Source organism: Lunatimonas sp., assembly GCF_020832325.1.
GTDB lineage: Bacteria > Bacteroidota > Bacteroidia > Cytophagales > Cyclobacteriaceae > Lunatimonas.
In genome coordinates this window covers 31,670-44,175 of the sequence record NZ_JAFIEU010000038.1, presented here as the reverse complement: position 1 = coordinate 44,175, position 12,506 = coordinate 31,670, and the positions used below count along the sequence as shown (strand labels likewise).

Here is a 12,506-nt window from a genome sequence, read left to right as displayed (position 1 = left end):
GATGCAACGATTTTTACTGGTCCTTTCTTCATGCTTGCTACTAGCAATTTCCTCCTGTTCTTCCCTAAAGGTAGGGAAGGCCATAGAGCAATCGGAGGTTTTCAACAAATCCGGATTTACGGGCTTTATGCTCGTGGATCCGGAAAAGGACAAAACCCTCTACGCCATCAACGAGAACCTCTATTTCGTTCCCGCTTCCAATACCAAGCTTTTCACCTTTTACACTTCCTATAAACTGCTCGGCGAGCAGGTAAACGCACTCAATTACCTCGAAAGTGGCGATTCCCTGATCTTTTGGGGAACCGGCGATCCGTCGTTGCTGCACCCGGACCTTAAGGGCGGACAAGCCTTGGAGTTGCTTGGTAAATCGGACAAGAAACTATACCTAGCGGACAATTTTTCGCAGGTGAGGGCAAATGGCCCCGGCTGGTCTTGGAGCTGGTACACCTACTATTTCGGAGCAGAGCGATCCCCCCTGCCGATTTACGGCAATGTGGTACGGTTTTCCAAAGCCTACGGTTCGGGAGACTTATTCCTTTACCCAAGGTATTTCGACAAGTTGCTTTACCCGGATCCCGCTTTCACAGGATCACAACCATTGAGGAAATTTTATGAAAACAGGTTTCAGGTACCTTTGCACTGGCCGGATGGAAGCAATTTTCAAACAGATAAACCCTTTATTACCTCCGCACACTTGACTGCAACGATGCTTCGAGACACCCTTGGGAAAGCCGTTGAGGTAATCCCCTATGATATCGTGAAGGGAAGAAAGCCCCATAAGCTACCTGGACTGGGAACCGCCCAGATCTACAAACAAATGATGGAAGACAGCGACAACTTTTTGGCGGAACAACTGCTCCTGTTGGTCTCGGATCTGCTCACCGATTCGCTTAGTACAGCTACGGCCATCGATTATGCCAAGAAGAACCTGCTCGATGATCTCAGCCATGAACCCCAATGGGCAGACGGATCCGGCTTGTCCAGCGACAATAAATTTACGCCCAAAAGCATCATCGAATTGCTGGGCAAAATACGAGCAGAAGTACCGGAGGAGACCATTTTCGACGTGTTTCCTGCCGGAGGGACAAAGGGAACGATCCGCTCCTGGTACAAACCTGATGAGGGGCAGCCTGCATACATCTATGCCAAAACGGGCACACTCAACAACTCCATTTGCCTTAGTGGCTATCTGCTGACCAAAAGCGGAAAAACGCTCTATTTCAGCTTTATGCACAACAACTACCCGATACCGTCAGATGACTTGAAACGGGAGATGGAGAAGGTCTTGTACCGCATTCACCAACGCTACTGAGTGAAAAAACAAGCTACGCCCTCCTAGAAGCTATCGGGTCACCATTTCTTAAAACGGATCATCCGAATAGCGGACGGATGGCTTTTCCTCCTTGGCCTTGAATCCACCAAACCGGTAGGTAAACGACAGGGTGCCAATGCGTGTTTCCTGATTGAAAAACCGATTTTGGGAAAACTCGAAATCATCCGTCTGTATCCGAAACACCCTGGTATTAAAGACATCACTCACATTGAGGCTTACCGTCGCCCGCCTATTGAACAGGTCACGACGTAGGCCTACGCTAAGCCCGTATATTGGATCAATCTCTCCTTGAGGTAGCGCAATTGGTCCCCGGTAATCGGCCATCACCTGCACGTTGAATAGGTCAGGTATCACCCAGTTGGTCAAAAGCGTGACCGTCCAGGTGAAGTTGGAATTGAAAAAATTCTCCCGGATGTTATACCCATTGATCTCTGAGTAAAAGAAGTTACCGGTAAGTGTGGCATCCAGATTGGAATGAAATTCCATTTGGTTGATTAGCTCGAGGCCGGTGTCCCTGCGGTAATTGGCGTTGTCCCAAAGTTGAACGGCAGAATTATTCTCCAGCAGACTTATGATCCGCGTCATTGGGGATTGGGTTCGCCGGTGATACAACGTACCGGTAAAGAGCAGTTGCTCCCACCCTTTGTTTAGTCCCACTTCGTAGCTATCGGTATATTCGGGCTGCAATGTAGGATTTCCCAAGCGGGTATTTAACAGGTCTTGTGCGTTATAAAAAGGAGCCATTTGCCCCCAGCTGGGACGGTTTATCCGACGGGAATAATTCAGGATAAATTCCGACTGATCCCCCAATTCATAGGTAATATACAGACTTGGAAAAAGGTTGAAATAGGAATTGGGATACCGAATCTGTGAGTTATGATCAAATCCCTCGGTGGAGGTATACTCTGCCCTCAGCCCAGCCTGATAGGCGAACCGTTCCCATCGGTTTCTATAGATCGTGTAACCCGCGTGCACGTATTCATCAAAATCAAACCGATTGGCTATCGTATCATTCTGTACGTAGAGGCCTGATTCCAGGTCCAACTGGTCAAATGTCTGCGCGGGCCGATTCAATGACCAGGTGGTCTTCAGGCCCGATTCCAGCCTCCCTCCATTTTTAAATGGCTTGGTATAATCGATCTGACCAATGAAAAGATCGGCAACTATCGGACGACCATAAATTTGATCCTGCCTTCTTCCCGGCACTTCTTCATTCAGCGAGTTAAAATAAAGCTGATCAAAAAACTCCGTTCTATCCTGGTTATTGTGTGCATAGCTGAGTGTGCCGTATACTTTTTGCCCCAAGGTATCCACGTCGTAGTCAAACGTAATACCCGTTTCGATGTTTATGGCTGCCTGATCCTCCCTCAGCGTGCGCACAAACAGACTATCCAGTTCCCGGTTAGTGTTTTGGTGACGCTGATTGTAAAGACGGTAGCGATCCCTATGCGTATAGTTTAGCTGTCCATACATTCCCCAAGTTACTTTTTCGCTAGCCAGCTGGTCAAACCCTATTCGAAAAAGGTGCCCGTGATTCCAATTTCGGGTATCAAAATCCTGATCCAAATAGGGCGAAACGTTAGGATCATTGGTTCTTCTTAAGCTTTCGCTTAGCTGATATAGGTCCCTGTATTGGTAGTTATAAGAGGTATAAAAGTTAACTTTCTCTCCTCCATAATTCAGGTTAAATCCTGTCTGGTATTTGTGCCTAGTACCCGCTGCAACGTTAACCTGCCCGTTTAACCCTACTCGTTGATCCTTTTTTAAAATAATATTGATGATGCCCCCAACCCCTTGCGCATCGTAGCGGGAGGAGGGGTTGGTGATCAGCTCTACGGATTTTATGCTATTGGCCGGAAACTGCGCAAGTATAGATTCTGTCTCCTCGCTGCTGAGGTTGGTAGGACGTCCATTGATATAGATCAAAACGTTACCCGAACCACGCATGGAAATCCCTCCTTCTTCGTCCATTTGGATGGAAGGAAGCGTATTCAGTAGCTCCGAAGCTGTAGCCCCCTCGGCAAGTATACTGTTTTCTACGTTATAAGTACGCTTGTCAATATCACTTTCAAACATAGATGTTACCCCGGAAACGGTAACTTCATCAAGCGTCTCTGCACCCACTTGTAGCCTCAAATTTCCCAGACGCATCTCATCTCCTGTCACCTCTAACATACGGAACAGCGATTCGTATCCTATATACCCTACCCGAAGCAAGTACTGCCCCTGCTTGGCCGAAAAGGAAAAATCACCATCCAAATTTGCCGTAGCCCCGGTCACCACACTACTGTCTGACGGAAGCAACAAGGCTACATTTGCAAACTCCAATACTTTTCCCGATTCGGCATCTCTAACCCGACCGCTCAAATTGGTTTCTTGCCCGTAAGAAGTGGCAATAATTCCAAAAAAAAGAACAAGTAGCGATAAAAATAGTCGTTTTCGAAGGTACATTAATGCTGTCTTTTGGTTTTCCATCAAATTAATGTCTTCAAAACTACCGATCGCCGTCCATTAAAAAAACCGATATTTGATATGCGGTTGCGCGGTACAGGGGTTACTATTGTAACTAAACGGAGACTGCCGCAATGGATTTCCACTCATATCGACGAAAAAAAATGCGGAATGATGGTCTCCCTATTGGAGCAAATAAACCAAAAACAAACCTGAATTAGGTCCCTATAAAACAAATTACCAAATTTTATTCTAATTTCAAATAATACCTGTACCTTTGTGCCCGTAAAGGAATAGTACGCTTTATGCTCGTTTAATCTCCAAATAATCTATATTTTTTCGATAGCGCATGCTGACTCTCTCATTGCTGAATTCTTAACATGACTGGCATGGATGCATTACAGATAAGTGCTGGATGTAGTGCAATGTAGCGTTAGCGAAAAACGTAGAAATTCAATCAACTAGTAATATACGGATATGACTCAACTGTTTTTAAACTTCTTTCGGCCCAAGCAGGCCAACCTTAAAGATGAAGTTCTTTCCGGGCTAACAGTGGCCCTAGCCCTTGTTCCTGAAGCGGTGGCTTTTTCACTCATTGCCGGAATCAGCCCACTCATTGGGCTTTATACAGCCTTTATTATTGGACTCGTTACTTCTATACTAGGAGGCAGGCCCGGTATGATCTCCGGTGCTACCGGCGCCATTGCCGTGGTCATCGTTGCCCTAGTGGCACAACATGGAGTCGAGTACCTATTTGCTGCAGTAGTACTAATGGGGCTGATTCAAATTCTCGTTGGAGTGTTAAAGCTTGGTAAATTGATCCGTTTGGTTCCCCACCCGGTAATGTTTGGCTTTGTAAACGGATTAGCCATTGTGATTGCCATGTCACAGTTTGACCAGTTTAAATTTACCACCGAAAGTGGCTCGGCCGCTTGGATGACCGGCACCCCACTATTTATCATGATTGGATTGGTGCTTTTGACCATGATCATCATCAAGTTTCTTCCCAAACTAACTACAGCAGTTCCATCTGCACTTGTAGCCATTTTAACGACCAGTCTAATTGTAATTTTCGCTGGAATCGAAACCCGTACGGTGGGTGATTTAGCATCCATTAGCGGTGGACTGCCTCAGTTTCATCTTCCAGTGGTACCTCTTAACTGGGAAACATTTATGATCATTTTGCCCTATTCAGCAATTATGGCCGGGGTTGGCTTAATCGAAAGCCTGTTGACCCTATCTCTTATCGATGAAATCACCGAAACCAGAGGGCACGGCAACAAAGAATGCGTAGCACAGGGAGTAGCAAATTTAACAACCGGTTTCTTTGGCGGAATGGGCGGATGCGCCATGATCGGCCAATCACTAATTAACGTAAACGCAGGCGGCAGAAACCGAATTTCAGGGATTGTTGCAGCAATTGGCCTACTGGTATTTATTCTATTTCTATCCACCTACATAGAAATGGTACCCATGGCAGCATTGGTAGGCTTGATGTTTATGGTAGCCATAGGCACCTTCGAGTGGGCCTCCTTGAAAGTATTCCGCAAAGTACCCAAATCCGATGTCCTGGTGATGGTGCTGGTAACCCTGGTTACGGTGTTGTTGCATAATTTGGCCCTGGCGGTATTGATCGGCGTGGTGATCGCTGCATTGGTCTTTGCATGGGAAAACTCCAAAATGATCCGGGCCAGAAAGACAACGGATGAAAACGGCGTGAAACATTACGAGATTTACGGGCCGCTGTTCTTTGCCTCCGCATTGGCCTTCGGTCAAAAATTTGACCCACTGAATGACCCAGATGAAATCATCATCGACTTCGCCGAAAGCCGGATCGTGGACCACTCGGGTATAGATGCCGTACACAAAGTCACCGAACGGTATGAAAAGCTGGGGAAAACCGTCTATATACGGCATTTAAATACAAGCAGCAAAGTGCTGTTAAACAAGGCAGAAAAAATCATCAACGTGAACTACACCGATGACGATCCTTCGTACAAGATCGTAGTCGAAAAGAACGCCTCCAAATCATTCGTATAAATCCAGTGCCTCCTGTGTCCTAAACAGACCCCAATCGGCTGTTTGGGTTATAGGAGGTGCTTACTTTTTCCTGAAATTGATCCATAGAGATGCGGCAAGTGCCAAAAGTGCGGACCCAACGGTCAAGGCATCTACCAACGTGGGTGACAACCTAATACCCAGCATCCTTTCCAATAGGTAGCTGACGTAGGAAGACGGCAGGTCATACTCACCCAGTTTACGCAGCACCTGCCAGTGCCAATCCGTCAGCGGGCAATAGCCAAAGCCGTACCAAATCCCCAAGATTCCCCAGGAAGCGAAGGTCAGCAAGATACAAGCAAGGTGCCACTTGCGCCACTTCTTTACGATCCACCCAAACAGGTTGAAAAGGATCAGCAGGTTATGGAAAACAAGAAAGAAATAATCTGCAACGATCAAATACGCGTCATCCGTCATGTCGATTTCAGTAAGCTAGTATTTCCATTTTCCAAACACACTGAGTTAACCCAACCGGAGAAAAACGAGTCTGAATTTAAAACTGGCAGTTACTGGCCAAAGATATCAAAGACCAGCCGCGAGATATTTCCGATGATTTCATCCGCTTGTTCCAAGGAGGAAAATCCCTCCACAAACACACAAAGGGCCAATGGATTTTCTCCCAACAAAAGACCTGCGTCACCCCGTACATAGTCTAGCGTGCCGGTTTTGTGCGCAACAGCCGTTCCAATAGGGAGTTTGGATGGCATTGCGTCCCTATCTGCGCAATCCGTTAATAATTCCAGTACGAAGGAAGTTCCCGCAGGATCTAAGTATTTGCCCGCAAAAAGCTCCAAAAGCATGCGAACCATCTCTTCTGCGCTCGTATAGTTCTGCCTTCCTTCCGCGATGGCACCGAAGTCCATCATCAATCGGTTTAGCTGGGTGTGCCTAAAACCATGTTGGCGAAGCCAATCTCGAATACGTTCCATCCCCACCGTCTGTATGAGCAAATTAGTGGCAGTATTGTCGCTGATGCGTATCATTTCCCTCGCCAATAACTCCAAGGTATAGGTACTTCCGGGTGTCTGAAACTGCAACTCCCCTGCTCCACCAACCCTATCGGACTCCTCTAACACGATCTCCTCCGAAAGTGACCGTTTCCCTTCCTGCACATCCTGCATGAAGGCAATCAAAATAGGAACTTTGATGATACTTGCAGAGGGTACCTGCTTTTCCCACTCTTGCCCAGCCACTGACACAGCGTCCGGGGTACCGACTTGGAAAGAAACCTGTACCTCATCCGGGAGGGTTGCCAGATAGGCAGCGAGTGGATCGGGTTTTATGCAGGATGCCAGAAGCAGTGTGAATCCAAAAAGGATGCCCGTATATGCGCTATAAAACGAGGTTCTTCCTACTATCTGACTATTGTGCAACGCCATGCTCATCTTGCTAGGGGACTATATATTCATAGGTAGACTGCAACCCTAACGGTATACCAAGCGCCCAGTAAACCAGCAAAAACACCGTCCAGGTCACCAAGAGTACCAGCGTATAAGGCAGCATGATAGAAACCAGTGTCCCGATACCGGTGGACTTTACGTAGCGCTGGCAGAAAATAACCACCAATGGAAAATACGGCAACAAAGGGGTGATGATATTGGAAACCGAATCCCCTACGCGGTAGGCAGCCTGCGTCAGATCGGGAGAAATGCCCAGTTGCATCAACATGGGCACAAAAATGGGGCTGATCAGGGCCCATTTGGCCGAGGCCGAACCCACCAGTAAATTGACAAAGGCACTCAGTACGATGATACCCACGATCGTCAACTGCCCTGGCAGTTCCAAACTTTGGAGAAAATTAGCCCCTTTTAACGCCGTCAGTGCACCAATATTCGACTTGGTAAAGGCGTCTATAAAAAGTGCACAGAAGAACGCCATCACAATATAGTGGGACATACTGCCCATGGATTTACTCATAGAGGCCACCACATGCTTCATCTCGGTATAATTTCCGGATGCAAAACCGAAAACAACTCCCGGGAACCAGAACACTAAGAATATCAGCGGAACAATAGACTTCATCAACGGGGCAGCCGAGGTGGTCAGGTTTCCGGCCCCGTCCCGCATGGTAGAACTTTCTGGCCAAGCCCACAGGACCAGGCCTACCAGAAAAACCAGCATCACAGACGTCGCCAGCTTAAACGCAGCTTTTTCCTTTGGCTGAAGCTCTTCCATTTTTGGAACATCTTCCAATTGATCATCAACTGGCGCAGAGCGGTAAAGACGGGGCTCAATTACCCGATCGGTCAGGTACCAGCCCACGCCTATAACCACCAAGCTGGAGAGCCCGGTAAAAAATATGTTGTTCAACGGATTCAACTCCACCGAGGGATCAATGATCTGCGCAGCGGACTGCGTGAAGCTTTGCAACAATGGGTCTATGGCAGAAGGGATAAAATTGGCGCTGAAACCGCCGGACACCCCTGCAAAGGTGGCCGCAATACCTGCCATGGGGTGGCGACCTGCGGCATAAAAGATAACTCCACCAAGCGGAATAACCAAGACGTAACCCGCATCGGCTGCTGTGTGGCTTACAATAGCGACGAGGATAAGGATTGGGGTAAGCAGCGAAGGTGGCGTAAAACCCAACAGGTATTTCAACCCAGCATTGATGTAACCACTGTGTTCGGCCACGCCCACTCCCAGCATGGCGAGCAGCACCACCCCCAAGGGCGGGAAGTTGATGAAAACCTGGATCATGTTGGAAAGGAAGGCGGCGAGTTGTGTGCCGGAAAGCAGGTTCTGTATGCTCAGCTTTTCGCCAGTCCGTGGATCAATCTCTCCAAAATCAATAGGTGCCAGCAACGCCGACATCACCCATACAACAAGCATCAATACCAAAAACAAAATGGCCGGATCGGGGAGCTTGTTGCCCACCCGTTCTACAAGGTTTAGGAAACGATCTAGCAAGGTGATTTTCTTAGTGGCTTTTTCCATGAAATACAGACAAGGTTTTGGTATGTACCAAAAATAAGCAGCCTGAGGAAAAATCCACTATTGCACGCATCATTTCAGGTCGTATAATGCTATTTTTTGAGAAAAAAGACGAATCTCCTGTTTTGAAGTGGAAACGCAACCTCCTTTTTCGGATATTGGCATATTAATACCACTTCTAATTCGACTATCTCCTGATGATACTCTCCATGAAGCGAACCATTCGATACACCTTGGGTCTGCTGCTGACCTGTTCCCACTTGCTATTTGCCCAAGGGCAGGAACGCATATCCATTTGGCCGGACAAGGTTCCTGGAGAAACAGGACCAAAAGCCGCTCCCGTGCAAACACCGGACACAAGCGGGAGCGTAACCCGGATCACAGATGTCACCGACCCGGTACTTACAGTCTATAGACCTCAGCCATCTAAAACAAACGGTGATGCCGTGATTGTTTGCCCAGGAGGTGGCTACCGCATCCTGGCCATTGATAAAGAGGGGTACGAAGTGGCCGAATGGCTAACTTCTTTGGGGTATACCGCTTTTGTATTGGAGTATCGGGTACCTGACAAGCAAGCGGAAGCCCTGATGGACTTGCAGCGGGCCATCCGGGTGGTGCGCAGCCGCGCCGCCGAGTGGGGCGTGGAATCCGGCGATCTGGGGGTAATAGGCTTCTCTGCCGGAGGCAGCTTGGCAGCCCGGGCATCCACCCAACACCACAAGCCCAGCTATCCCTCCGTCGAAAACGATCATTTGCTCTCTGCGAGGCCGGATTTTGCCTTATTGATTTACCCGGCCTATCTGGATCAGGGAGAAAACCGAAGCCTGACGCCGGATTTATCCCACTTGGACGATGCACCGCCCACCTTCCTATTCGGTACCGCTGACGACCGCTATGGCAACAGTGCCCTGGTCTATGCCGGAGCCCTCAGGGATCGCCAAATCCCGGTGGAACTTCACTTCCTACCTTCTGGAGGGCACGGATATGGGATGAGGCCAGGTAATTTGGCTGCGGAAAGCTGGCCTGTGTTGGCGGAGAAATGGTTGGAGAGGAGGTAGTGATTTGCAACTAGGCATTTGTGTGGAAGAATTCGGGAATTCAATGAAATACCTAATTCAACCACCTTTTAATATTAAAATCTAAACTATAAATACCCAGAAATAGTATAAACACAAAAATTTCAGGGCACAAAATCCAGTGCACGTTCAACAGCGGAGAAAGCCGGGTACTGGATTTTGCTAATATTTTTAGGTAGTGGCATGTCAGCGAAAACAATATTGAATACGGCTTCGATTGGGGCTCCCAGGTAACGTCAGCGAATAACGGATAATGAGAAATCAACATACGCTCTGGAATAATAAGGTATCTTCGATACCAGATACCCACACATATCCGCAAACGTTTTAGTCAAGCGTAAAAGATGCAAAGCCTTAAAATTATCTTTGTTCAAAAAAAGCAAGAAGTCCTCACCACAAGCCTACTTACCACTTTTTAGTAGCATTTAACAGGCTTAAAAACATATTTATACACTTTATAGTGTTTTTTATGGAAATTAACTATACCTTTGCAGCATCAAACCAGTATATGGGCACAGAAACGGAAGTTGCGTCTTTTTTAAAAGACTTCAAGGAAAAGATGAAGTTTTGGGATGTGCTCTTTCGTGATGAAAGAGGCAAAAATACCCAAGCTTTGGTGGATTTAGAACTTCGCCCAATTGACCGAAAAACCATTCTAGAAGCACTCGAAACAAAAGACTACAGTGAAGGCCCACTAGAAGAAACGCTATACGGCGGTGCTGATATGTGGGTTTTTGGTAAATCAATCAAGAAAAAGGAAGTGTACATTAAAATTACAATGGGCGCAACGGCCAGCAGTGTTATCTGCATTTCCTTCCACTTGGCAGAGCACAAGATGAACTATCCTTTAAAATAGAACAAAATGAAAAGTCCAATCACCGGTCAAGAAATGACATTGACCAAAGAACGCAGATCAATGGATTTCAGAAAGGAAACATTTGAAATAGTATTTCATTATTACAAATGCGAGGACAGCGAAGAACAATTTACCACCACATCATTGGACGAGGTTAATTTGAATCAAGTATACAACCAATACCGGGATAAATTCAATATTCCTTTCCCCGATGAAATCATCAGAATTCGTAAAAAGTATGGTTTATCAGCGGCTAAGATATCAGAGATATTGGGTTTTGGGGTAAACACTTACCGCCAATATGAAGCAGGCGAAATGCCCAGCGTAGCAAACGCCAAACTGATACAGATGGTAGATGAACCAAAAATTTTTATTGAAATGGTTGAGTTATGTGCAACCTTGGACGAAAATACCAGAAACAAATACATTCAGAAAGCACAATTGCTGGCTGAGCAAAAGAAACGAAATACTTTCAATTTGAATTTCAAAGAATATCTATTGGGCAACCATTTGGCAGATATCTATTCAGGATACAGAAATCCAAACTTTGAAAAGTTTACCGAAATGGTGGTATATTTTTCCGACAAACTATCGCCTTTTAAAACCAAGATGAACAAACTCTTGTTCTACGCCGATTTTTTGATGTTCAAGCAAAGCTGCTTTTCGATAAGTGGTGTACGGTACAAAGCCATTGACATGGGCCCTGTCCCCAATAATTTTCAGAGTATATTTGAGTACTTAGCCAACAAAGAGGAGATAGATATTCTCACAACAGAATTCCCAAATGGTTATACAGGTGAGCAATTCAAGGCAAGAAAAAGCAGAAAGTTTAATGCAGACCTGTTTGCAGAAAATGAATTGGAAACCTTAGAAAGAGTGGCGACTGTTTTCAAAGAAACCAGCACGAATGATATTATTGAGTTGAGCCATTTGGAAGAAGCGTGGAAAAGAAATGCTAAAGACAAAAGCCAAATCAGTTATGAATATGCATTTGAACTAACCCAGATTTGAATAGCTACCTAAAACACATAACGGTAAACCTCAACATACAAAACTAAACCGAGATAAATAAATCGGTACGCTTGGCTGCATTATGTACTAGTGAAATAAGGAAGTATAGCCAGCGGGATACAAAAAGGCATAACGGGTATATCAATACCATGAATGATTTATAAGAATCCGAAATACCCATTCTGCCTGAAGTTATCTCTACACTCAAATGACTACTGGAAAAAAATTCTCGGGATATGAAAGAACTTGATTAGGAACGTATGAGTGAGTTGTCAGCAGGAGGCTTTGTTGACGGCTTATGCTATGGATTGGAAGGCGCATCTTTAATAATGGGAGCGGGTGCGTTAGCGAATTTCTGGAATCCAGTTGGATGGGCAGCAGGAACATTGTATGTAGCAGGAGCTGATTGTTGGATCAGAGAAGGATATAAAGCATTTACATGAGGTACCTAGTTATTCTCATAGGGCTGATTCTAATGGTTGCGGCAGGCCTGGATCTATTTGAGATTTATCCCATAAAAGGTATTCAACTTATTTTCGGGATGTATGCATCAAGCATGCTGTTGTATGGGTTGCTTCGGGGGAGAAAGTTGAAAAAAGATCCGCAGGCGAATGAATAGGCCTTCTGGATAGTTCATTAAACTGTGTCTAGGTTTAAATTTTGGTTTCTAAAGGACTGGCTTCGTTGGCCTACGGCCTCCCTAGCCAGTACCTTGTGAATTGATTTTTTTTGCGGTATTCTCTCCAATCAAAGTTCCATGATTTCCCGCTGGATTATCATAGACCAA

The 12,506-nt window shown here is 46.1% G+C and carries 10 protein-coding genes; 6 read left to right on the top strand and 4 right to left on the bottom strand.

All coding sequences use genetic code 11. From position 1 onward, the window contains the following. Nucleotide 1 precedes the first annotated feature (1 nt). On the top strand, nt 2–1,312 hold the full coding sequence (locus tag JJU34_RS13630) for a D-alanyl-D-alanine carboxypeptidase (RefSeq protein ID WP_228692933.1): 1,311 nt from the start codon (nt 2–4) through the stop codon (nt 1,310–1,312). Nucleotides 1,313–1,360: 48 nt separating this feature from the next. Here JJU34_RS13630 and JJU34_RS13625 read toward each other — a convergent pair whose 3' ends face one another. Further along, complete coding sequence (locus JJU34_RS13625; RefSeq protein WP_228692932.1) at nt 1,361–3,784, bottom strand: TonB-dependent receptor; 2,424 nt, start codon at nt 3,782–3,784, stop codon at nt 1,361–1,363. Between the two features lie 477 nt (nt 3,785–4,261). Between JJU34_RS13625 and JJU34_RS13620 the strand changes: the two genes are divergently transcribed. Then, nucleotides 4,262–5,824 (top strand): SulP family inorganic anion transporter, encoded by a 1,563-nt coding sequence (locus JJU34_RS13620; protein WP_228692931.1) that lies wholly within the window; start codon nt 4,262–4,264, stop codon nt 5,822–5,824. Nucleotides 5,825–5,884: 60 nt separating this feature from the next. Here JJU34_RS13620 and JJU34_RS13615 read toward each other — a convergent pair whose 3' ends face one another. The 3 genes from JJU34_RS13615 to JJU34_RS13605 form a co-directional block, all read right to left on the bottom strand. Further along, on the bottom strand, nt 5,885–6,259 hold the full coding sequence (locus JJU34_RS13615; protein ID WP_228692930.1) for a DUF2784 domain-containing protein: 375 nt from the start codon (nt 6,257–6,259) through the stop codon (nt 5,885–5,887). An 89-nt stretch (nt 6,260–6,348) separates the two neighbouring features. Beyond that, entirely contained in the window at nt 6,349–7,227 is an 879-nt protein-coding gene (locus JJU34_RS13610) for a serine hydrolase (RefSeq protein ID WP_228692929.1), read from the bottom strand. A gap of 4 nt (nt 7,228–7,231) precedes the next feature. Beyond that, entirely contained in the window at nt 7,232–8,779 is a 1,548-nt protein-coding gene (locus JJU34_RS13605; RefSeq protein ID WP_228692928.1) for an AbgT family transporter, read from the bottom strand. 206 nt (nt 8,780–8,985) lie between these two features. Here JJU34_RS13605 and JJU34_RS13600 point away from each other — a divergent pair, with 206 nt between their 5' ends. The 4 genes from JJU34_RS13600 (at nt 8,986) to JJU34_RS13585 (ending at nt 12,338) form a co-directional block, all read left to right on the top strand. Then, a complete protein-coding gene (locus JJU34_RS13600) occupies nt 8,986–9,834 on the top strand; it encodes an alpha/beta hydrolase (RefSeq protein ID WP_228692927.1) in 849 nt (282 codons plus the stop codon). A 487-nt stretch (nt 9,835–10,321) separates the two neighbouring features. Beyond that, on the top strand, nt 10,322–10,708 hold the full coding sequence (locus JJU34_RS13595) for a hypothetical protein (RefSeq protein WP_228692926.1): 387 nt from the start codon (nt 10,322–10,324) through the stop codon (nt 10,706–10,708). Nucleotides 10,709–10,714: 6 nt separating this feature from the next. Continuing rightward, the gene (locus JJU34_RS13590) at nt 10,715–11,719 is read left to right on the top strand and encodes a type II TA system antitoxin MqsA family protein (protein ID WP_228692925.1); all 1,005 of its coding nucleotides are present in this window, start codon (nt 10,715–10,717) and stop codon (nt 11,717–11,719) included. Nucleotides 11,720–12,158: 439 nt separating this feature from the next. Beyond that, nucleotides 12,159–12,338 (top strand): hypothetical protein, encoded by a 180-nt coding sequence (locus JJU34_RS13585; protein ID WP_228692924.1) that lies wholly within the window; start codon nt 12,159–12,161, stop codon nt 12,336–12,338. The last annotated feature ends 168 nt before the right edge of the window (nt 12,339–12,506 follow it).

What these genes read in the sequence shown, in the direction of transcription:
- JJU34_RS13615 (WP_228692930.1), bottom strand. Translation starts at nt 6,259, where the DNA reads ATGACGGATGACGCGTATTTGATCGTTGCAGATTATTTCTTTCTTGTT.
- JJU34_RS13610 (WP_228692929.1), bottom strand. Translation starts at nt 7,227, where the DNA reads ATGAGCATGGCGTTGCACAATAGTCAGATAGTAGGAAGAACCTCGTTT.
- JJU34_RS13620 (WP_228692931.1), top strand. Translation starts at nt 4,262, where the DNA reads ATGACTCAACTGTTTTTAAACTTCTTTCGGCCCAAGCAGGCCAACCTT.
- JJU34_RS13590 (WP_228692925.1), top strand. Translation starts at nt 10,715, where the DNA reads ATGAAAAGTCCAATCACCGGTCAAGAAATGACATTGACCAAAGAACGC.
- JJU34_RS13585 (WP_228692924.1), top strand. Translation starts at nt 12,159, where the DNA reads ATGAGGTACCTAGTTATTCTCATAGGGCTGATTCTAATGGTTGCGGCA.
- JJU34_RS13595 (WP_228692926.1), top strand. Translation starts at nt 10,322, where the DNA reads ATGGAAATTAACTATACCTTTGCAGCATCAAACCAGTATATGGGCACA.
- JJU34_RS13600 (WP_228692927.1), top strand. Translation starts at nt 8,986, where the DNA reads ATGAAGCGAACCATTCGATACACCTTGGGTCTGCTGCTGACCTGTTCC.
- JJU34_RS13625 (WP_228692932.1), bottom strand. Translation starts at nt 3,784, where the DNA reads ATGTACCTTCGAAAACGACTATTTTTATCGCTACTTGTTCTTTTTTTT.
- JJU34_RS13630 (WP_228692933.1), top strand. Translation starts at nt 2, where the DNA reads ATGCAACGATTTTTACTGGTCCTTTCTTCATGCTTGCTACTAGCAATT.
- JJU34_RS13605 (WP_228692928.1), bottom strand. Translation starts at nt 8,779, where the DNA reads ATGGAAAAAGCCACTAAGAAAATCACCTTGCTAGATCGTTTCCTAAAC.